The organism is Amycolatopsis sp. MEPSY49, from assembly GCF_051337345.1.
In the GTDB taxonomy this organism is placed as follows: domain Bacteria; phylum Actinomycetota; class Actinomycetes; order Mycobacteriales; family Pseudonocardiaceae; genus Amycolatopsis.
In genome coordinates this window covers 267,589-287,078 of the sequence record NZ_JBDLYJ010000003.1, presented here as the reverse complement: position 1 = coordinate 287,078, position 19,490 = coordinate 267,589, and the positions used below count along the sequence as shown (strand labels likewise).

Genomic DNA, 19,490 nt, shown 5'->3' with positions numbered 1-19,490 from the left:
TCATCCCCGATGCGGGCTTCCGCGATCCGTGGTGCCCTCGAAGTATGAGCACTTCGCACCAGCCGGCACCCCCTCCCCAGCCGGAGACCAGCGGCTTCGCCCACGTCCTCGACCGGACGTTCGGTCACCCCTCCGGCGCGCTCGGCCGCCTCGGCGGCTGGGTGATGGCGCGGGGCAACGCCGCCACCGAACACCGTGTCGTCGACCTGGCGAAGATCGAGCCGGACGAGACCGCCCTGGTCGTCGGGCCCGGACCCGGCGTCGGCCTGGCCGCCGCCGCGCGGCTGGCCGGGCGCACCATCGGCGTCGACCCCTCCCCCGAGATGCTCGCGCTGTGCCACGAGCGTTGCGGCGACCGCGCCGAGCTGCGCGAAGGCTCGGCGGCGCGCACCGGCGAGCCCGATGGCTCCGTCGACGTCGTGCTGAGCGTGAACAACGTCATGCTCTGGGACGACCGCGCGGCCGGGTTCGCCGAGCTGTTCCGGGTGCTGCGCCCCGGCGGGCGGCTGCTGCTGTCCGCGCACGAGAAGTGGCTGCCTGTCAGCAGGCACGTCCTGGCTGACGAAGCCGCCGCAGCGGGCTTCGCCGACCTGCAGACCTGGACCTGGGACCCGCCCGGCTTCGCGGCGCTGGCCGCGCAGTTGCGCGCCGTCAAGCCCGCCTAGCGGGTGTCCGTGCGGATCGGGTGGCCCTCGGGCACCTCGACCAGCACGATGCGCGTGCCGTCCGGGTCGGCGATCCAGGCCTCGTCGAGGCCCCAGGGCTCGCGCTGGGCGTCCCGCACCGGCTCCAGGCCCCGCGCCTTCAGATCGGCCAGCGTCCCGGCGAGGTCCCGGACCTGCAGCCAGAGCACCAGGTCGGGCGACGTACCCGTCTCGCCCCGGCCGGAAACCTCCAGCGAGCCGTGGCCGAGGAAGAACACGGTGCCGCCGGGGAACTCGCGCTCCACGGCCAGGCCGAGGGTGTCGCGGTAGAACGCCGTCGTCGCGTCGACGTCGCGCGGACGGACGATCAGCCTGCTCTTCAGGACTTCCATCCGACCATCCCTACCGGACGCGCTCAGGCGGCCGCAATCGCGGCGATGCCGGACAGCACGATCACCGACCCGGCGAGCCGCCGGACGGCGTCGCTCTCGCCCAGCACCAGCCACGCGGCGAGGCCGCCGAGCACGATGCTCAGCTCCCGCGCCGGCGCGACCAGGCTGACCGGCGCCATCGTGAGGGCGAACAGCACGAGGATGTAGGCGACCGGCGACAGCAGCCCGACGAGCAGCACTTCCCGGCGGTGCACGCGCCAGACCCGGCCGACTTCGACACGCCCGGCCAGCGCGCTGGGCACGAGCATCAGGCTCTGCAGGATCGAGCCGAGGCCGAAGTAGACGACCGGCGGCACGCCGAGGCCGGTCACCGAGTGCGCGTCCCAGAGGGTGTAGCCGGCGATGACGGCGCCGGTCAGCAGGCCGTAGAAGATCCCCGCCTTCACCGCCTGGGGGTCTTCCGCCTTGCGGCCGGTGCTGATCACCAGCACGCCGGCGACGACCAGGAACGCGCCGAGCAGGCCGAGCCAGCCGGGCCGTTCGCCGAGCACCAGCACGGCGGCCAGCACCGACAGCAGCGGCCCGGTGCCCCGCGCGACCGGGTAGACGACGGACAGGTCGCCGACGCGGTACCCGCGCTGCAGGACGATGCCGTAGGCGATGTGCAGCACCGAGGTGACGACCGCGGCGAGCAGCCAGCTCCACTGTGGACGGTCGGGTTCGACGACGAGCTGGACGACCGTGACCGGCAGCAGCACGACGGCGCCGACGGTGTAGTAGAGCCAGACGAACTGGGTGCCGCCGGAGGAGATCCGCTTGGCGGCCAGGTTCCAGACGGCGTGCACGACGGCCGCGACGAGGACGAGGGACAGGGCGGTGGCGTTCATGGGACCCCTTCGGGTTTTCGCGCGCGCGAAAACCGGGTCCTCCAGGCTTTTGCCCCGTCAGATGAACGACCGGCCGTCCGGGCCCGCCGATGGTGCCGCTCGGACCAGGCCCACCGGTCCTGGTTGTGTCGAGCTGCGCTTTCGCGGGCGGAGTGCGGACCGGTGACGGAACCCTAGGCACTGCCGCCGCCCACGGTACTCCCGGCTCCGGCCGCCCGCGGCCCGGCTGTTAAAGTGGTCGCTCGCTGCCCGTGCGGCATTCCGTCATGGAGGAAACCCGCTTTCCGCGGGGCCACTTCAGCGCGGCGGCGATCTCACCGAGTGAAACAGGAGTTGCCCTATGGCCAACATCAAGTCGCAGATCAAGCGCATCACGACGAACGAGAAGGCGCGTCAGCGCAACCAGGCGATCCGGTCCTCGGTGAAGACCGCGATCCGCAAGGTCCGCGAAGCCGCCGAGGCCGGCGACAAGGCCAAGGCCGTCGAGCTGCAGCGCGACGCCGCCCAGAAGCTGGACAAGGCCGTCTCGAAGGGCGTCATCCACGCCAACCAGGCCGCCAACAAGAAGTCGGCGCTCGCGAAGCGCGTCAACGCGCTCTGAGCTGGTTGATTTCTGGGAAGGCCCCGGCTTCGGCCGGGGCCTTCCTCATGTCCGGGGTCAGCCCTTGGCGGCCGCCACCTCCAGGACCGCGCGCTCGAGCGCGTAGCCCGGATCGGCCGCCACGCCCTTGACCTCCGCGTTCAGGCGCGCCACCACGCGCATCGCCGTGGCCAGCCCGTCCTGGTTCCAGCCTCGCGACTGGCCCTGGGCCTTGCGAATCTTCCACGGCGGCATGCCCAGCTCGCCGGCCAGCTGGTTCGGGTTGCCGCGGCCCGCGCCCGAGACCCGGGCGATCGTGCGGACGGCGTCGGCCAGTGCGTCCGCCACCAGGACGTGCGGGACGCCCAGCTGCATCGCCCAGCGCAGCGACTCCAGCGCCGCCGACCGGTCGCCGCTCACCGCCTTCTCCGCGACCGCGAAACCCGTCACGTCGGCGCGCCCGCGGTGGTAGCGGCGGACGGCGTCGGCGTCGACCGTCCCGCCCGTGTCGGCGACCAGCTGGCTCGCCGCCGAGGAGAGTTCACGCAGGTCGGAGCCCACCGCGTCGATCAGGGCCGCGACCCCCGCCGGGTCGATCTTGCCGCCCGCGCGGCGGATCTCGTGCCGCACGAACTGCTCGCGCTCGGCCGGCTTGGTCAGCTTCGGGCACTCCGTGACCTCGGCGCCGGCCTTCTTCAGCGCCCCGGGGAGCGACTTGCCCGCCTTGCTGCGGCCACCGCCGGTGTGCACGACGACCAGCACGACGCCGTCCGCGGGGTCCTTCAGGTACGACGCCACGGCGTCGGAAAGCTCCTGCGAGATGTCCTGCGCCGACTCCAGGACGATCACGCGGCCTTCGCTGAACAGCGACGGGCTGACGAGTTCGGCCAGCTCGGGGGCTGTGAGATCCGACACCCGGACCCGGGTCAGCTCGGCCGTGGCGTCGATCGCGCGGGCGGCGGCGAGCGTCTCGCGGACGGCCCGTTCGATCAGCAGTTCTTCCTCGCCCAGCACCAGGTGCAGCGGGGCGGGGGCGGTGGCTTGCGCGGTCACCCGAGGATCCTCTCACTTGCGGTGTCGTGCGCCCGCTCCGGTGATGTCGGGCGGCCGGCATGGCACGGCGTGAGCGCCATGTCGTACGGTGTTCTCGAGGCGGCGCGCTCGCTCGCGCGCACCGACAACCGAATACCGCTCATCCAGAGGGGCAGAGGGAACGGCCCGACGAAGCCCCGGCAACCGGCGTACAGCCCGTCATCCCGCGATCGCGGGGTAGCTGACGACCACGGTGCCAATTCCGGCCCGCTTCGGCGGGGCAGATGAGGAAAGGAACCTCGCGATGACCGCAACCCTCGGCACGACCTCCACCACGAAGACCCCGGATCTCGGTCCCGCCGTCGAACTGGTGTCGAAGGAAGAGGGTCACCGGCAGCCGCTCGCCCCCGAGTTCGTCTCCGCCGAGGACTTCTCGCCGCTCGAGGTCGCCTACGACTTCGGCCGCGTCCGCCGCGAAGACATCGAGGCCGGCCCCAAGAACATCTGGCGCTACAAGAAGCTCCTCCCGGTTCCGTCCAACGTCGAAGAGATCCCGAACACCGAGCCCGGCGCGACCCGGCTGATCCGCGCCGACCGCCTCGCCAAGGAACTCGGCCTCAAGCGCGTGTGGGTCAAGGACGACACCGGCAACCCGACGCACTCGTTCAAGGACCGCGTCGTCGCCGTCGCGCTGGCCGCGGCCCGCGAGTTCGGGTTCGAGGTGCTCGCGTGTCCGTCGACCGGCAACCTGGCCAACGCGACGGCCGCCGCCGCGGCCCGCGCCGGCTGGCGGTCGGTCGTGCTGATCCCCAAGACCCTCGAGCGCGCCAAGATCCTGACCACCGCGGTGTACGACGGTGACCTGATCGCCGTCGACGGCAACTACGACGACGTCAACCGCCTCGCCACCGAGCTCGCCGGCGAGCACCCGAAGTGGGCGTTCGTGAACGTGAACGTCCGGCCGTACTACTCGGAGGGCTCGAAGACGCTGGCCTACGAGGTCGCCGAGCAGCTCGGCTGGCGCATCCCGCCGCAGATCGTCGTGCCGATCGCCTCCGGTTCGCAGTTGACGAAGGTGGACAAGGGTTTCCGCGAGCTGGGCCAGCTCGGTCTCGTGGACGCCAGCCCGTACAAGGTGTTCGGCGCGCAGGCGACCGGCTGCTCGCCGGTGTCGGCCGCGTTCCGCGCCGGCCAGGACGTGGTCCAGCCGGTGAAGCCGGACACGATCGCCCGCTCGCTGGCGATCGGCAACCCGGCCGACGGCCCGTACGTCCTCGACATCGTCAACCGCACCGGCGGCGCGATCGAGGACGTCACCGACGAAGAGGTCGTCGAAGGCATCCGGCTGCTGGCCCGCACCGAGGGCATCTTCACCGAGACGGCCGGCGGGGTCACCGTGGCCACGGCGAAGAAGCTCGTCGAGACGGGCAAGCTCGACCCGGACGCCGAGACGGTCCTCCTGATCACCGGCGACGGCCTCAAGACCCTAGACGCGGTCGAGAACCACATCGGCCCGAAGGCGACCGTGCCGCCGTCGGCCGCCGCGGTGAACGAGGCACTCGGCTACTGACGTCCCGCCGGGGCGGGCCACGTGCCCGCCCCGGCTTCCGGTCGCAAGCAGCCGGCTCGCCCCGACCGGCGCGCCAGTTGGGCGATCACGCAGGACGGCCGGCGGCCACGGGACTACCCGCCACCGACCGCACTCGGCCCGGTGGCCGGGGCGAGCCAAGTGCTCGCCCCGCGTCCGGCGGCGGGCAGCGGGCAGCGGGCAGCGGGCAGCGGGCGCACTCTCGCCCGACGGCCAGGATCCCGGCAGCTTCGGCGCCTCCCGCCACACCACCACAACCCCAAGCCTGCCCGGCCTTGGCGCCGGGACGAAACTCGCGATTTGCCTCGGCACTCGCAACTGCACCGACAACCCGCGCCGATCCGGACTCACCGGCGGGGCGGGCCTCGCGGCTCGCCTCGGCGGACGATCGCCGTTCCGGCGACCACCGCCGTGTCGCCGTCCACGTCGGTTCGGGTGACCAGCGCGCCCAGCGCGCCCAATGTGTCCATTGTGGACTTGCTCGGGTGGCCGTACGTGTTGCCCGCGCCCACGCTGACCAACGCCACCCGCGGCGCCACCGCCGCGAGGAACGCCGGCGACGAGTAGCGCGAACCGTGGTGTGGCACCTTCAGCACCTCCGCTTTCAGATCACCGACGTCGGCCAGCAGGTCCGACTGGGCCGCCAGCTCGACGTCGCCGGTCAGGAGCACCCGGCCCGCCGGGGTCTGCGCTCGCAGGACCACCGAGCTGTTGTTGATCGTCGTGCCGTCCTGCGGACCCGCCGTGCGGGCGGGCACATATCGCGGGCCGAGTACGTCGAGCGTCAGGCCGGGCCAGTCCATCCGCTCCCCCGGGTTCAGCTCCACCAGCGGCACCTCCTGCTTCCTCGCCTCCGCCGCGACCTGGCGCCACGCCCACTCCGGGGCCCGCCCCGGACCGACGGCGACCGCGCCGACCGACCGGCCGTCGAAGACCGACGCGAGCCCGCCGATGTGATCCGCGTGCAGATGGCTCAGCACCAGCAACGGGATCCGCTCGACGGCGAGCCGGTGCAGGCACTCGTCCACCGGCCCCGGCTCGGGGCCGGTGTCCACGACCACGGCCCGCCCCGGCTCCGCCGTCGCCAGCACGACCGCGTCACCCTGGCCGACGTCGCACTCGACCATCGCCCAGTCGTGCGGTGGCCACGCCGGCGCGATCACCCGGACCGGCACGAACACCAGCAGCGCGCCGACCACCAGCACCGCCATCACCAGCCGCACACGCCGGTGCCGGGCGGCCAGCACGAGCACCCCGAGCACCGCGGCGGCCAGCAGCCCGCCCGCCCAGCCGCCGGGCCAGGCGACGACCGCGCCGGGTGCCCGCGCGCCGTGCCGCGCCACCGTGATCAGCCACCGGGCCTCCGGGTCGGCCAGGTGCACCAGGACCTTCCCGGCACCCGGCCACCAGGGGCCGACCACCGTCGCCAGCACGCCGAGCACCGTCGCCGGGGCCACCACGGGCGCGGCGAGGACGTTGGTGAGCACCGAAACCAGGCTCACCGTGCCCGCCATGCCCGCGAGGACCGGCGCCGTCACCAGGAAGGCCGCCAACGGGATCGCCAGCCCTTCGGCGAACCCCGGCGGGACGCCGCGGCGCACCAGCGCGGCGGCCCAGCGGGGCGCGATCAGGACCAGCCCGGCGGTGGCGAACACCGACAGCGCGAACCCGAAGTCCGTGGCCATCGCCGGATCCGTCACCACCAGCACGCACACCGCGAACGCCAACGCCGGCAGCGCCGACCCGCGCCGGCCCAGCGCCAAGGCCAGCAACGCGACCGCCGCCATCACGCCCGCCCGCAGCACGCTCGGCTCCGGGCCGACCAGGACGAGGAATCCGGCCAGGCACCCGCCCGCGGCCACCGCCGAAGTCCGCGGCCCGCACCGAAGCAGGCGCAGCAGGAGCAGGACGGCGCCGGACGCCACGGCGAGATTGCCGCCGCTGACCGCCGTCAGGTGGGCGAGACCGGCGGTGACGAACTCCTGCTCGACCCGCGGCGACAACCCGCTCGTGTCACCCAGGACCAGGCCCGGCAGCAGGCCGGCGGGTTCGTCCGGCAGGACCTGGCACAGGTCGTGGAGCCCGGCGCGCAGCTCGGCCGCGGTCCGCTGCCACCACGGCGCCGGGCCCGGTTCGCCCGGCGGTCCGCGCACGGACAGCACCGCGACGGTCAGGTCCGCGCCGCGCGGCGGCATCAGCAGGCCCGTCGCCGTCACGTCCTGACCCGGCAACAGCGCCGCCCACTGCGCGACCGGCGCCAGCAGCAGGACGCGCCCCGACGACGTGACCGGCCGGCCGTCGACCGACGCCGTGCGGACGTCGGCCGTCAGCACCACCGACCGGGCACCGGCCTGCTGGTCGGCATACCCCGCGCCGCGGACGGGCTTCGGGCGTTCGGAGACGACGACCCGGAGCACCGCGGGCAGCCCGTCGGCCGCGGCGGCGCGGAGGTCGTCGCGCTGCGCCTCCCGGATCCGCCAGGCGACCGGACCCGCGGCGACGAGTCCCAGCACCAGCAGGGCCGCGGCCGCACCGAGTGCCCGGGGACGGTCGCGCGCCCGCCAGAGCACCAGCCCGGCGAGCACCGCCGAAGCGAGGCCGACGGCGACGGCCGTCCACCAGCCCAGCAGGAGACCGCCGAGTGCGGCGAGCCAGCACGCCAGCGCCGCCGGCACCAGCCGCATGTCCTGCCGGGTGTCGGTCGTGGGCAGGGCGCTCATCCGACCATCACCTGCTCCCGCAGACGCTCGAACTTGCTTTCCCCGATGCCGCTGACCTCGCGCAACTGCTCCACCTTCGTGAAGCCGCCGTGCTCGGTGCGCCACTGGACGATCCGCTGGGCCGTCACCGCGCCGACGCCCGGCAGCGTGTCCAGCTGGTCCGCGCTCGCGGCGTTGAGGTCGACCTTGGCGCCCGCCGGGGCACCGGCCGTCGCCGCGGCGGGAGCCGGGATGCCGACCGCGAGCTGCTCCCCGTCCGTCACGCGGCGGGCGAGGTTCAGCGAACTCAGGTCCGCGCCGGGTTCGGCGCCGCCCGCCGCCCGCAGCACGTCCGCGACCCGGGCGCCCTGGACCACGGTGACCAGGCCGGGCGACCGGACGCGGCCGATCACGCTGACGACGAGACCGGCCTGGGGTGCGGCCCGGGCCGAGGCCTCGCTCGCCGGTTTCGCGCTCGGCAACGCGGGCGGTGACTCGGGCGCCGGACGGCCGCCGAGGAGCGCGACCGAGCCGAGGACGATCACCACGACCGCCGCGAGGACGCCGGCGAGCGCCCACCGGCGGCGGCCGGGACCGGCCGATCCGCCCGGTAGCCAGCGCCGGACCAGCCGGCCGCCGGGCCCGACCGTGCTCGCATCGGGCGAGAGCTGGTCGGCCAGCCAGGCGAGCCGGTCGTTGACGGGAGGGCCCGGATCCCGGGCGGGCTGCTCGAACACACGATCGACGTTAGGGCCCGCGGGGAGGCGTCCGACAGGGGTGCCGCCGCGTCCTGTGGACAACCGGGGTGATGTGGACGGATCCACCCGGCCCGGCCCGGGAACGGCCGTTTCCGTCGTACCCGGGTGGCATGCTGGAGGGTTCGGCGGCTAGCGCCGGGGCGGGACCGTCCGCTGGACGACCACCCCGAGCACACCGGGCCCGGTGTGCGCCCCGATCACCGCGCCCAGCTCGGAGACCACGCACCCCGCCGAGCGCGGCACCGCCTCTTCCAGCCGGTTCGCCAGCTCGACCGCCCGCTCCGGCGACGCGAGGTGGTGGACGGCGAGCTCGACGTCGTCGTCCTCGGCGGCCTTCGCGGCCAGCTCGACCAGCCGCGCGAGCGCCCGGTTCATGGTGCGGACCTTCTCCAGCGGCAGGATCCGGCCGTCCGACATGTGCAGCACCGGCTTCACCGCCAGGGCCGTGCCGAGCAGCGCCGCGGCCGGGCCGATCCGGCCGCCGCGGCGCAGGTGGTCCAGGGTTTCCACGACGAACAGCGTCGACGAGCAGCCGGCGGCGGTCACCGCCGCGGCCTCGACCTCGGCCGCGCCGGCGCCTGCGGAGGCAGCCGAAGCGGCGTGCAGCGCGGCGAACCCCAGGCCCATCGCGGTCGTGCGCGAGTCGACCACGCGGACCCGGTCCGGCCCGACTTCCTGCGCCGCCAGCACCGCCGCTTCCCAGGTGCCCGACAGCTCGCGTGAGAGGTGCACGGAAACGATCGCGTCGGCGCCTTCGGCCAGCGCCGCGCGGTACTCCTTCACGAACTCGGTGGGCGTCGGCCGCGACGTCGTGACGATCTTGCGCTGGCTCATCGCCTCGGCGACCGCCGCCGGGCCCGTCTCGATGCCATCGAGGGAGACCACACCGTCGACCAGGACGTGCAACGGCACCACCCGGACCGCGTGCCGTTCGGCGAAGCCCTCCGGCAGGTGGGCGGTGGAATCCGTGACTACGGCGACCGACACGCCGTCAGCCTACGTGGCCGGGGGCCGGCTCCGGCGCCAGCAACACGGACATCGCGTCGCCCACCGCGGCGTGCCCCTTCCAGCCCCAGTGCATGCCGTCCGGGTTGCCCTCGCCGCTCAGGACGTGGTCCCCGACGACGGCTTCCAGGTCCAGCAACGGAACTCCCGCCCGGGCGCCCCAGGCCTTCATGGCGGCCTCCGCGGCCAGCCGCGCGGTGTGCACGCCGCCGTAGGCCGCGGCCCGGTGCACCGACGGCAGCCACCCGTAGATCGGCAGCCCGGGCCGCAGGACCCGCAGCGCGCCGACGGCCGTGTCGAGGTACTGCACGGTGAGCTTGGCCGGCAGCACCACGGGACGGCCGCGGAAGGCGACGGAAAGCCGTGGCTGCGCGGCGAGGTAGGCCTTGCGCACCACGCGCCGCACGGGGTCGGGCCGCAGGTACTTCAACCCGGTGCGCAGGTAGGTCGGCAACGGCGAGGGCAGCGTGTCCATGCTGCCGACCGCCAGCACGACCGCGTCGACGTGGTGCAGGTCGGCCCACACGCGCGGGTCGCCGGTCAGCGACCACCAGACGTCACGCGCGGTCCAGCCGATCCCGGCGACCAGGTCGGCGGTGCCGCCCAACGCGGCGGCGGCGACGTTGGGCCACAGCCGTGGTTCGTCGGCGGCACAGGGTCCTTCGGGACCGTGAAAGCTCAGCGAATCGCCGAACACGAGCAGGCGCGGCCCCATCGGCTAGCCGTGCATCCCCGCGTTGTAGGCCAGCATCCGCCACTTCCCGTCGCGTGCTCCCAGCTCGACCCAGTGGCAATTCGAGATCCCGCCCAGCGACGGCCAGGTCTCCACCGGCAGGTTCAGCAGGTGCGCGGTGAGCGCCGTGATCAGCCCGCCGTGCGCGGCCAGCAACACGGTCTCGCCCGCGTCGGAGTTGGCTTGCTGCAGGTCGGTGACGACTTCGCTCGCGCGGTCGGCGACGTCGAGGCGGTTCTCGCCGCCCGGCGGCGCCCAGGTCGCGTCGCGGCGCCAGCGGGCGCGCTCACCGGGGTAGGCCTCGTCGACCTCGGCGCCGGTCATGCCCTGCCACTCGCCGAGGTGCGTCTCGCGCAGCCGCTTGTCGATCCGCAGCGGGACGCCGATCGCGTCGGTGAGCACGGTGGCCGTGTCGGTGGCGCGGCGCAGGTCGGACGCGATCACGAGGTCCGGGGAGAACCGGGCCAGCGCGGGGACGGCGAACCGGGCCTGGTTCCAGCCCCGCGGGGTCAGCGCCGAGTCCAGGTGGCCTTGCATCCGCCCGGCGGCGTTGTAGTCCGTCTCGCCGTGGCGCCAGAGCACGAGCCGCCGCGGGCTCACGGGACGTCCGGGTCCTCGTCGGCGGGTGGCTCCTCGAGTCCGGCCACCTCGATGCGCGGGCAGTCCTTCCACAGCCGCTCGAGGCCGTAGAACGAGCGCTCTTCGACGTGCTGGACGTGCACGACGACGTCGACGTAGTCGAGCAGGACCCAGCGCCCTTCGCGGGCGCCTTCGCGGCGGACCGGCTTGTGCCCGCTCTCCCGCAGCTTCTCCTCGACGTTGTCGACGATGGCGCCGACCAGGCGCTCGTTGGACGCGGAGGCGATGACGAAGGCGTCGGTGATGACGAGCTGCTCGGACACGTCCAGCACGACGACGTCGCTGGCCTTCTTGTCCGCCGCCGCGTGTGCGGCCGCTACGGCCAGCTCTCGTGCCTCGGACGTGGCTGCCACGGTGCTCCTTCTCAGATCGGGTTCGCCCGAGAAGAGTACCCGCCGCGACCAGGGGCCCTTCAGTCGCTCTTCCGGTAGAGATCCTTCTTCGCGATGTAGCGGACGACGCCGTCGGGCACGAGGTACCAGACCGGCTCCCCGCGTTCGACGCGGTCGCGGCAGCCGGTCGAGGAGATCGCCATCGCGGTGACCTCGACGAGGCTCACCTTGCCGCTGGGCAGGTGGTGCGAGTTCAGCCGGTAGCCGGGCCGCGTGACGCCGATGAAGTGCGCGAAGTCGAACAGCTCGTCGGCCTTGTGCCAGGTGAGGATCTGCTCGAGCGCGTCGGCGCCGGTGATGAAGAAGAGCTGGTCGTCGGGGTACTCGGCGTGCAGGTCGCGCAGCGTGTCGACGGTGTAGGTCTGGCCGCCGCGGTCGATGTCGACGCGGCTGACCGAGAACACCGGGTTGGACGCGGTCGCGATGACCGTCATCAGGTAGCGGTCCTCGGCCTTGGTCACCTGCCGGCTGGTCTTCTGCCAGGGCTGTCCGGTGGGGACGAAGATCACTTCGTCGAGCCCGAACCGGGACTGGACCTCGCTGGCCGCGACGAGGTGGCCGTGGTGCACGGGGTCGAACGTGCCGCCCATGACCCCGATCCGCCGTGGTGACATGACCGGAGAGCCTATACAGCCGAGGGCCGCTCGACCGGCTGCTGTGGGGCACCTCGCCCGACCGGGCAAGAGTTGTGATTCAGGTCACATAACGGCCCGTATTCGTCGCGAACGGTCCGTTCGCGACGCCGCCGATTCCCGGTTCGTCGGTGCCATGGGGTAGACGTGGGGACGTGGACACGACCAGCACCACCCCAGCCCTCCGCGACCGCGCCGAGACCCTCCTCCGGGCACTGGCCGGCGACTCGGCGAAGCTGCGCGAAGACCAGTGGACGGCCATCGAGGCCCTCGTCGCGCAACGACGCCGCGCGCTGGTCGTGCAGCGCACCGGCTGGGGCAAGTCGGCGGTGTACTTCCTGGCCACGGCGTTGCTGCGCGAACAGGGCAGCGGGCCGACGGTCATCGTCTCGCCCCTGCTCGCCCTGATGCGCAACCAGATCTCGGCGGCGGCGCGGGCCGGGATCCACGCGGCGACGATGAACTCGGCGAACCCGCAGGAGTGGGACCAGGTCCAGGCGGCGGTCGCGGCCGGCGAGGTGGACGTCCTGCTGGTCAGCCCCGAACGGCTGAACAACCCGGACTTCCGCGACAACGTGCTGCCGAAGCTGACCGCGAGCACCGGGCTGCTGGTGGTCGACGAAGCGCACTGCATCTCCGACTGGGGGCACGACTTCCGGCCGGACTACCGGCGCCTGCGCACGCTGCTGGGCGACCTGCCCGAGGGTGTGCCGGTGCTGGCGACCACGGCGACCGCGAACGACCGCGTGGTCACCGACGTCGCCGAGCAGCTGGGCCTCGGCACGGGCACCGACACGCTCGTGCTGCGCGGCACCCTCGACCGGGAGAGCCTGCGGTTGTCGGTGTGCCGGCTGCCGACGTCGCAGGCGCGGCTGGCGTGGCTCGCCGACCACCTGGCCGAGCTGCCGGGCTCGGGGATCATCTACTGCCTGACCGTGGCGGCGGCGCACGACGTCGCGTCGCTGCTGAAGGACCGCGGCTACCCGGTGGCGGCCTACACCGGCAAGACCGACCCGGCCGACCGGCAGGCGGCCGAGGACGACCTGCTCGGCAACCGCGTCAAGGCCCTGGTCGCGACGTCGGCGCTGGGCATGGGGTTCGACAAGCCCGACCTCGGGTTCGTCGTGCACCTCGGGGCGCCGTCCTCGCCGATCGCCTACTACCAGCAGGTCGGCCGCGCCGGGCGTGGTGTGGAACGCGCCGAGGTCGTGCTGCTGCCCGGCGAGGAGGACCGGGCGATCTGGGCGTACTTCGGCTCGCTCGCCTTCCCCGACGAGCTGCGGGTGACGCAGGTGCTGAACACGCTCGCCTACGCCGACCGTCCACTGTCGACCGCCGCGCTCGAGCCGTCGGTCGAGCTTTCCCGGTCCCGGCTGGAAATGGTGCTCAAGGTGCTCGACGTCGACGGCGCGGTGCGGCGCGTCAAGGGCGGCTGGACGAGCACGGGCGAAGACTGGGAGTACGACCGCGAGCGGTACCGGCGGGTCGCGGAAGCCCGCGAACGCGAGCAGGAGGCGATGCTCGGCTACCTGGCCACCGACGGCTGCCGGATGGAATACCTGCGGCGCCAGCTGGACGACCCCGAGGCGGCGCCGTGCGGGCGGTGCGACAACTGCACCGGCCGGCACTGGGACACGTCGGTGTCCGACGACGTCGCCGAGGCGACCCGCGAACGGCTGCAGCGTCCGGGCGTCGAAGTCGCGCCCCGGAAGCAGTGGCCCACCGGAATGTCCTCTTTGGACGTTCCGGTCTCCGGCCGGATCGGGGCCGACGACCAGGCCGAGCCGGGCCAGGTGCTCGGGCGGCTCACCGACGTCGGGTGGGGCAACCGGCTGCGGGAGCTGGTCGGTCCCCAGGCCAAGGACGCCGAGGTGCCGGACTCGGTGTTCAAGGCCTGCGTGCAGGTGCTCGCCGGGTGGCAGTGGGCGGAGCGGCCGGTCGCGGTGGTGGCGGTGCCGTCGTCGACGCGGCCGCAGCTGGTCTACAGCCTGGCGACGCGGCTGGCCGAGGTCGGCAGGCTCGACTTCCTCGGCGCGCTCGACGCGGACGGCCCGCCGCCGCGTCAGGCGAACAGCGCGCAACGGCTGGCGGACCTGTGGCGGCGGCTGAGCATGCCGGCCGACCTCGCGGGGATCCTGCCGGCCGGACCGGTGCTGCTGGTGGACGACGTCATCGACACGGGCTGGACGATGACGCTGGCCGCGCGCCTGCTGCGGCGGGCCGGGGCGCCCGCGGTCCTGCCGTTCGCGCTGGCCAGCACGGCTTAGGAGAAGGGAGGACGGTCAGAACCTTTCGAACCGCGAACGGATGTGGCAAAGTCCCGTTCCACCTTCGGGTGACGTGGAGGCCGCCATGACCGAGTCCACCGTTCAGGCAACCCAGCGGCACCGGTTGCCGGTGCGCAAGCTGTTCGCGGCGAGCGCGGGCAACGCGCTGGAGTGGTTCGACTGGACGATCTACGCGACGTTCAGCATCTACTTCGCCGGCGCGTTCTTCCCCGCCGGGAACGACACCCTGGCCCTGATCAACACGTTCGCCACCTACGCGCTCGCGTTCTTCTTCCGCCCGCTGGGCGGGGTCCTGCTCGGGCGCTTCGCGGACACGCGCGGCCGGAAGCCGGCCATGATCCTCACCATCCTGCTCATGGCGGGCGGGTCGGTGGCGATCGGGCTGCTGCCGACGTTCTCGCAAGTCGGCTGGCTCGCGCCGATCCTGCTGCTGCTCGCCCGCATCGCGCAGGGGCTGTCGCTCGGCGGCGAGGTGTCGAACGCGTCGGCCTACCTGGGTGAGATCGCGCCGCCGGAGCGTCGCGGCCGGTACTCGGCGTTCTTCTACATCTCGACCGGGTCGGCCGTGCTGGTCGCGACCGTGCTCGGGTTCGTCCTGGCCCGGGCGCTGGACAAAGCGCAGCTCGCGTCCTGGGGCTGGCGGCTGCCGTTCCTGCTGGGCGGCGTCTTCGGCCTGGTCGGGCTGTGGCTGCGCCGGAGTCTCGCCGAGACCGAGCTGTTCGAACAGACGAAGACCAAGGCGCGCAAGCTCGAACGGCCACTGCTGACGACGCTGACGCACCACCCCAAGGCCGTCGGCAGGCTCGTCGGCTTCACGATGCTCTCGACGCTTTGCTACTACACGTTCTTCAGCGCGCTGACGTCGTTCGCGGTGAAGAACCGGCACGCGGACGCCGACGCGGTCTTCCTCGCGCTGTCGGTCGGCACGGCGTTGTTCATCGCGTTGCAGTACCCGATGGGTGCGCTCGCCGACCGGGCCGGGCGGAAGCCGCAGCTGCTGGTGTGGTCCGGGGTGACCGCGGTGGTCGTCGTGCCGCTGTCCACTTTGATCGGCCCGAACGTCGGCGGGCTGCTCGTGGTGTTCTGCGTCGGGCTCGGGCTGTACACGGCGATGACGTCGATCGCGCCGGCCATCATGAGCGAGCTGTTCCCCACCGAACTGCGGGGGCTGGGGATCGGCGCTTGGTACAACCTGACCGTCGCGGTCTTCGGCGGTACCGCGCCGCTGCTCATCACGCTCTTCGGCACGGTCTCGCAAACGCTCTACTTCTGGTACGTCGCGGTGGGCGCGGCGATCGCGTTCGCCGTCATCCTCACGCTGCCCGAAACGAAGGGCAGCGAACTGCGGTAAACCCTTCGTCACCGGCCGGTCACGCTCGCTACGCTGCGGATTCCGCGACCGAGCCGAAGGAGGGACACCGTGCAGCAGACCGCCGACGTTACCGAGGAGCTGGCGCGCCGCGTGGTGGCCGCCGCCGGCCGGGCACTGGACGTCGAACTGACGCCGGAGCAGGCGCTGGTCCAGGCGTCGCCGCGCGAGGGCGTCGACTACCAGGCCAACCTCGCGATGAGCCTGGGCAAACGGCTCGGCCGTCCGCCGCGTGAAGTCGCCGGGCTGATCGCCGGGGCGCTGGAGCTCGACGGCGTCGCCGATCCGCCCGAGGTCGCCGGGCCCGGGTTCCTCAACTTCGTGCTGCGCAAGGAATGGCTCGAAAGCCGGACCGCCGCGCTGCTCGGCGACCCGCGTCTCGGGGTGCCGGAAACCCCGGCGCCGCGGCGGATCGCGCTGGACTACAGCAGCCCGAACGTCGCCAAGGAGATGCACGTCGGGCACGTGCGCACGACGGTCATCGGCGACGCGCTCGCCCGCCTGCTGCGGTTCGCCGGGCACGAAGTGCTGCCGCACAACCACCTCGGCGACTGGGGCACGCCGTTCGGCATGCTCATCGAGCACCTGCTCGACGTCTCGGCCGGCCGGAGCGCCATCGCCGACCTCGACGCCTTCTACCGCGAAGCGCGCCGGAAGTTCGACACCGACGACGCGTTCGCCACTCGTGCGCGCGAACGGGTGGTCCTGCTGCAAAGCGGCGACGAAGAGACGCTCGGCGTCTGGCGGGAGCTGATCGCCGAGTCGACGCGGCACTTCAACGAGGTCTACGCGCTGCTCGGGATTTCGCTGACGGACAAGGACATCTACGGCGAGAGCTTCTACAACCCGTACCTCGCCGCGGTGGTCGACGACCTCGAGAAAGCCGGGCTGACCGAGATCAGCGACGGCGCGGTCTGCGTGTTCCCCGACGGGTTCCGCAACCGCGAGGGTGACCGGCTGCCGCTGATCGTCCGGAAACGCGACGGCGGTTACGGTTACGCGGCGACCGACCTGGCCACCGCCCGCTACTGGACGGCCGAGCGCGGCGCGACCGATCTGCTCTACGTCGTCGGGGCTCCGCAGGCGCAGCACTTCGCGATGGTGTTCGCCGTCTGCCGCGCCGCCGGCTGGCTCACCGGGCACGCCGAGCACATCGGCTTCGGGACGGTGCTGGGCGCCGACGGCAAGACCATGCGAACCCGCTCCGGCGAGACGGTCAAGCTGGCCGACCTGCTCAGCGAAGCCGTCTCGCAGGCCGCGGCCGTCGTCGCCGAACGCAGTGAGCTCGACGCGGCCGGGCAGGCCGAAGTCGCGCGGGCGGTCGGCATCGGCGCGGTCAAGTACGCCGACCTGTCCGGCGATCGCGAACGCGACTACGTCTTCGCGTGGGACCGGATGCTGGCCAAGGAGGGCAACACCTCGGTGTACCTGCAGTACGCGCACGCGCGGACGCGGTCCATCCTCCGCAAGGCGGGCGGCTGGCCCGACGGTGCGGAGATCCTGCTGGAAGCGCCGGCGGAACGGGCATTGGCGCTGAAGCTGCTCAGGTTCGGCGAAGCACTGAAGGCTGCGACAAGCGCGTACGCACCACACAAGCTGTGTACGTATCTGTACGAGACGGCGGTCGCGTTTTCCCGGTTCTTCGAGGAATGTCCGGTCCTGAAGGCGCCTTCGGCGTCGCTGCGCGCGTCGCGGCTGAGGTTGACTACGCTGACGTCGCACACGCTCGCGCTCGGGCTTTCCCTGCTCGGCATCGAAGCGCCCGACCAGCTCTAGCGGGAGACCACTGTGGAACTGCCCGGCGACCTGCTCGCTCTCCTCCGCGAGCCCAGCCTCTGCTTCCTGTCGACGCTGATGCCGGACGGCTCGCCGCAGCTCACCCAGACCTGGGTCGACACCGATGGCACGCACATCCTCGTCAACACCGTGCTGGGGCACCAGAAGCAGCGCAACATCGCGCGTGACCCGCGGGTGGCGCTCAACGTCGCCGACCGCGACCGGCCGTCGCGCTACTACGCGATCCGCGGGCGCGTGCTCGACATGACCGAGGACGGCGCCGTCGAGCACATCGAACAGCTGGCGCAGCGCTACCTCGGCGGCCCGTACCCGTGGTGGGGCGGGCGCGACCAGACGCGGCTGCTGCTCACGATCAAAGCGGACCGGATCGCGTCGTGATCATCGTCGCCGGCTGGCTCGCTGTCGCTCCCGAAGAGCGTGACGCCTACCTCGCCGGGTGCGCCGAAGCCGTCCGGCTCGCGCGGGAAGCGCCCGGCTGCCTGGAGTACGCGCTGGGTGCCGACCTGCTCGACCCCGGCCGGATCACGGTGTACGAGCGCTGGGAGTCCGATGAGGACCTCGAGCGCTTCCGCGGGGCCGGGCCGTCGAACGAGCAGGCGGCGCGGATTCTCGACGCGTCGGTGGCACGCTACCGGATTTCGGCGGTCGAGGCGCCGTGATCCGCTAGCAGCGTCACCAGTTCACCGGCCAGGCCGCGGCCGATCGGCTCCCGCGTCGCGAGGAGCCGGTACCAGAGCGTGCCGAACACGACGTCGATGACCGTGCCGGGCGCGACGCCCGCGGGCAGTTCGCCGCGCTCGCGGGCGCGGTCGACGATCGTGCCCAGCGCTTCGCGCCGGCGGTACAGGAAGTCGTCGCGGAAGCGCTTGCCGAACTCCGGGTCGATCTGCGCCTGCGCCATCAGCGCCCGGAGCGTGTCCGCGACCTGGTTCTTCTCCCCCAGTTCGAACGTGCTGTCCAGGAAGTTCTCGAGGTCCGTGCGGAACGATCCCTCGTCGGAGATCGGGATCTGCAGGTCGGCCTTCGTCGCGAGCGCGTCGAGGAGGACGTCGGCCTTCGACGGCCACCAGCGGTAGATCGTCTGCTTGCCGACGCCGGAGCGCGCGGCGATGCCTTCGACGGTCAGCGTGCCGTAGCCCGCCTCCGCGACCAGGTCGAGCGTGGCGGCGAGGATCGCCAGCCGGCTCTGCTCACTGCGCTTGCGGCCGGGGCGGGACTGGTCGGTCATGGGATCCGATGGTAGCGTCGATTTCGAAACGAGACGTACCGGTTCGAAATGGGGAACAAGCATGAGCATCGCACTCGTCGCCGGCGGCACTTCGGGTATCGGCCTGGCGACCGCGCGGCGGCTGCACGAGCGGGGGTACACCGTCCACATCACCGGACGGGGCAAGGAGCGCTTGGACGACGTGGCCGCGACCGACCCATCGCTGACCGGGCACCAGGCGGACGGCGGCGACCCGACGGCGATGGGCGCACTGGCCTCGTCGTTGGGGACGGTCGACGTGCTGGTGGTGAGCCTGTCCGGCGCGGAAGGCATGGGGCCGATCGATTCGCTGGACCTGGCGATGTTGCGGCGGGCTTTCGACGCGAAGTTCTGGGCGCACCTGACCACGGTCCAGGCGGTCCTGCCGCACCTGGCCGCGGACGGGTCGATCACGCTGCTGAGCGCGATCACGGCCCGGGCGGCGATGGCGGGCACGGCGGGGATCGGCGCGCTGAACGCCGCGATCGAGGCGCTGGTCAAGCCGTTGGCGGTGGAGCTGGCGCCGCGGCGGGTGAACGCGGTTTCGCCGGGGGTGGTGGACACGGCGTGGTGGAGCGGCTTTCCGGCGGAGGTGCGGGAGGGGTTCTTCGCCCAGACGGCGGCTTCGATCCCGGCGCGCCGCGTGGCGACGGCGGACGATGTCGCGGAGGTGGTGACGCTGGCGGCAACGAACCGGAACCTGACCGGAACGGTGCTGGAAGCCGACGGCGGCGCCCGGCTCGTCTCACTGGGCTGAGGTCGGGCGGAGCTTTCACGTGAAAGCTCCGGACAGGCTTGGCACTGGGCGG

20 protein-coding genes and 1 riboswitch are annotated in these 19,490 nt (G+C 72.7%); of the genes, 9 read left to right on the top strand and 11 right to left on the bottom strand.

The genetic code is table 11. From position 1 onward, the window contains the following. Window positions 1-44: 44 nt before the first annotated feature. Window positions 45-665, top strand: a complete 621-nt coding sequence (locus tag ABFJ78_RS15990; RefSeq protein WP_436387125.1) for a class I SAM-dependent methyltransferase — start codon at window positions 45-47, stop codon at window positions 663-665. Here ABFJ78_RS15990 and ABFJ78_RS15985 read toward each other — a convergent pair. Both ABFJ78_RS15985 and ABFJ78_RS15980 read right to left on the bottom strand, forming a co-directional pair. Next, window positions 662-1,036, bottom strand: a complete 375-nt coding sequence (locus ABFJ78_RS15985; RefSeq protein ID WP_436387124.1) for a VOC family protein — start codon at window positions 1,034-1,036, stop codon at window positions 662-664. The two genes, ABFJ78_RS15990 and ABFJ78_RS15985, sit on opposite strands and share 4 nt — an antisense overlap. A 23-nt stretch (window positions 1,037-1,059) precedes the next feature. After that, window positions 1,060-1,923, bottom strand: a complete 864-nt coding sequence (locus tag ABFJ78_RS15980; protein ID WP_436387123.1) for a DMT family transporter — start codon at window positions 1,921-1,923, stop codon at window positions 1,060-1,062. A gap of 340 nt (window positions 1,924-2,263) precedes the next feature. On the opposite strand from ABFJ78_RS15980, the gene rpsT reads away from it, so the two are divergent. Further along, window positions 2,264-2,524 carry a 30S ribosomal protein S20 gene (rpsT, locus tag ABFJ78_RS15975; RefSeq protein ID WP_013228460.1) on the top strand — a complete coding sequence of 87 codons (261 nt, stop codon included), beginning with the start codon at window positions 2,264-2,266 and terminating at the stop codon, window positions 2,522-2,524. 57 nt (window positions 2,525-2,581) lie between these two features. On the opposite strand, the gene holA is transcribed toward rpsT, so the two are convergent. Continuing rightward, complete coding sequence (gene holA, locus ABFJ78_RS15970) at window positions 2,582-3,556, bottom strand: DNA polymerase III subunit delta (protein WP_436387122.1); 975 nt, start codon at window positions 3,554-3,556, stop codon at window positions 2,582-2,584. Between the two features lie 136 nt (window positions 3,557-3,692). After that, window positions 3,693-3,826, top strand: a riboswitch (SAM riboswitch). Between the two features lie 13 nt (window positions 3,827-3,839). Here holA and thrC point away from each other — a divergent pair. After that, the gene (gene thrC / locus ABFJ78_RS15965) at window positions 3,840-5,105 is read left to right on the top strand and encodes a threonine synthase (RefSeq protein ID WP_436387121.1); all 1,266 of its coding nucleotides are present in this window, start codon (window positions 3,840-3,842) and stop codon (window positions 5,103-5,105) included. Window positions 5,106-5,470: 365 nt separating this feature from the next. Here thrC and ABFJ78_RS15960 read toward each other — a convergent pair whose 3' ends face one another. The 7 genes from ABFJ78_RS15960 to nadD form a co-directional block, all read right to left on the bottom strand. Further along, the gene (locus ABFJ78_RS15960) at window positions 5,471-7,843 is read right to left on the bottom strand and encodes a ComEC/Rec2 family competence protein (protein ID WP_436387120.1); all 2,373 of its coding nucleotides are present in this window, start codon (window positions 7,841-7,843) and stop codon (window positions 5,471-5,473) included. Further along, the gene (locus ABFJ78_RS15955) at window positions 7,840-8,559 is read right to left on the bottom strand and encodes a helix-hairpin-helix domain-containing protein (RefSeq protein WP_436387119.1); all 720 of its coding nucleotides are present in this window, start codon (window positions 8,557-8,559) and stop codon (window positions 7,840-7,842) included. Before ABFJ78_RS15955 ends, ABFJ78_RS15960 begins: the two co-directional genes overlap by 4 nt. A 150-nt stretch (window positions 8,560-8,709) precedes the next feature. After that, window positions 8,710-9,567, bottom strand: coding sequence for a DegV family protein (locus tag ABFJ78_RS15950; protein WP_436387118.1), 858 nt, complete (start codon window positions 9,565-9,567; stop codon window positions 8,710-8,712). Window positions 9,568-9,571: 4 nt separating this feature from the next. Next, complete coding sequence (gene octT, locus ABFJ78_RS15945) at window positions 9,572-10,300, bottom strand: diglucosylglycerate octanoyltransferase (RefSeq protein ID WP_436387117.1); 729 nt, start codon at window positions 10,298-10,300, stop codon at window positions 9,572-9,574. A 3-nt stretch (window positions 10,301-10,303) separates the two neighbouring features. Continuing rightward, window positions 10,304-10,918: a histidine phosphatase family protein gene (locus ABFJ78_RS15940; protein WP_436387116.1), complete on the bottom strand. Its 615-nt coding sequence runs from the start codon at window positions 10,916-10,918 to the stop codon at window positions 10,304-10,306. Beyond that, a complete protein-coding gene (gene rsfS / locus ABFJ78_RS15935) occupies window positions 10,915-11,310 on the bottom strand; it encodes a ribosome silencing factor (protein ID WP_091316176.1) in 396 nt (131 codons plus the stop codon). Before rsfS ends, ABFJ78_RS15940 begins: the two co-directional genes overlap by 4 nt. A gap of 59 nt (window positions 11,311-11,369) precedes the next feature. Beyond that, window positions 11,370-11,939, bottom strand: a complete 570-nt coding sequence (nadD, locus tag ABFJ78_RS15930; protein WP_372667208.1) for a nicotinate-nucleotide adenylyltransferase — start codon at window positions 11,937-11,939, stop codon at window positions 11,370-11,372. A 197-nt stretch (window positions 11,940-12,136) separates the two neighbouring features. Here nadD and ABFJ78_RS15925 point away from each other — a divergent pair, with 197 nt between their 5' ends. The 5 genes from ABFJ78_RS15925 to ABFJ78_RS15905 all read left to right on the top strand — a co-directional run bounded on the left by ABFJ78_RS15925 (window position 12,137) and on the right by ABFJ78_RS15905 (window position 18,094). Continuing rightward, entirely contained in the window at window positions 12,137-14,248 is a 2,112-nt protein-coding gene (locus tag ABFJ78_RS15925; RefSeq protein ID WP_436387115.1) for a RecQ family ATP-dependent DNA helicase, read from the top strand. A gap of 85 nt (window positions 14,249-14,333) precedes the next feature. After that, entirely contained in the window at window positions 14,334-15,620 is a 1,287-nt protein-coding gene (locus ABFJ78_RS15920) for an MFS transporter (RefSeq protein ID WP_436387114.1), read from the top strand. A 69-nt stretch (window positions 15,621-15,689) separates the two neighbouring features. Then, complete coding sequence (argS, locus tag ABFJ78_RS15915; protein WP_436387113.1) at window positions 15,690-17,414, top strand: arginine--tRNA ligase; 1,725 nt, start codon at window positions 15,690-15,692, stop codon at window positions 17,412-17,414. Window positions 17,415-17,426: 12 nt separating this feature from the next. Beyond that, on the top strand, window positions 17,427-17,813 hold the full coding sequence (locus tag ABFJ78_RS15910) for a PPOX class F420-dependent oxidoreductase (protein WP_436387112.1): 387 nt from the start codon (window positions 17,427-17,429) through the stop codon (window positions 17,811-17,813). Continuing rightward, window positions 17,810-18,094 (top strand): putative quinol monooxygenase, encoded by a 285-nt coding sequence (locus ABFJ78_RS15905; protein ID WP_436387111.1) that lies wholly within the window; start codon window positions 17,810-17,812, stop codon window positions 18,092-18,094. The genes ABFJ78_RS15910 and ABFJ78_RS15905 overlap by 4 nt, the downstream gene beginning before the upstream one ends. Here the strand turns inward: ABFJ78_RS15905 and ABFJ78_RS15900 are convergent. Beyond that, a complete protein-coding gene (locus tag ABFJ78_RS15900) occupies window positions 18,064-18,663 on the bottom strand; it encodes a TetR/AcrR family transcriptional regulator (RefSeq protein WP_436387110.1) in 600 nt (199 codons plus the stop codon). The genes ABFJ78_RS15905 and ABFJ78_RS15900 overlap by 31 nt on opposite strands. A gap of 61 nt (window positions 18,664-18,724) precedes the next feature. On the opposite strand from ABFJ78_RS15900, the gene ABFJ78_RS15895 reads away from it, so the two are divergent. Then, window positions 18,725-19,438, top strand: coding sequence for an SDR family oxidoreductase (locus ABFJ78_RS15895; RefSeq protein ID WP_436387109.1), 714 nt, complete (start codon window positions 18,725-18,727; stop codon window positions 19,436-19,438). Window positions 19,439-19,490 lie beyond the last annotated feature (52 nt).

Excerpts from the sequence above, each read along its gene's own strand:
- ABFJ78_RS15990 (WP_436387125.1), top strand. The coding sequence starts at position 45 with ATGAGCACTTCGCACCAGCCGGCACCCCCTCCCCAGCCGGAGACCAGC.
- ABFJ78_RS15985 (WP_436387124.1), bottom strand. The coding sequence starts at position 1,036 with ATGGAAGTCCTGAAGAGCAGGCTGATCGTCCGTCCGCGCGACGTCGAC.
- ABFJ78_RS15980 (WP_436387123.1), bottom strand. The coding sequence starts at position 1,923 with ATGAACGCCACCGCCCTGTCCCTCGTCCTCGTCGCGGCCGTCGTGCAC.
- rpsT (WP_013228460.1), top strand. The coding sequence starts at position 2,264 with ATGGCCAACATCAAGTCGCAGATCAAGCGCATCACGACGAACGAGAAG.
- thrC (WP_436387121.1), top strand. The coding sequence starts at position 3,840 with ATGACCGCAACCCTCGGCACGACCTCCACCACGAAGACCCCGGATCTC.
- ABFJ78_RS15960 (WP_436387120.1), bottom strand. The coding sequence starts at position 7,843 with ATGAGCGCCCTGCCCACGACCGACACCCGGCAGGACATGCGGCTGGTG.
- octT (WP_436387117.1), bottom strand. The coding sequence starts at position 10,300 with ATGGGGCCGCGCCTGCTCGTGTTCGGCGATTCGCTGAGCTTTCACGGT.
- nadD (WP_372667208.1), bottom strand. The coding sequence starts at position 11,939 with ATGGGCGGCACGTTCGACCCCGTGCACCACGGCCACCTCGTCGCGGCC.
- ABFJ78_RS15920 (WP_436387114.1), top strand. The coding sequence starts at position 14,334 with ATGACCGAGTCCACCGTTCAGGCAACCCAGCGGCACCGGTTGCCGGTG.
- ABFJ78_RS15900 (WP_436387110.1), bottom strand. The coding sequence starts at position 18,663 with ATGACCGACCAGTCCCGCCCCGGCCGCAAGCGCAGTGAGCAGAGCCGG.
- ABFJ78_RS15895 (WP_436387109.1), top strand. The coding sequence starts at position 18,725 with ATGAGCATCGCACTCGTCGCCGGCGGCACTTCGGGTATCGGCCTGGCG.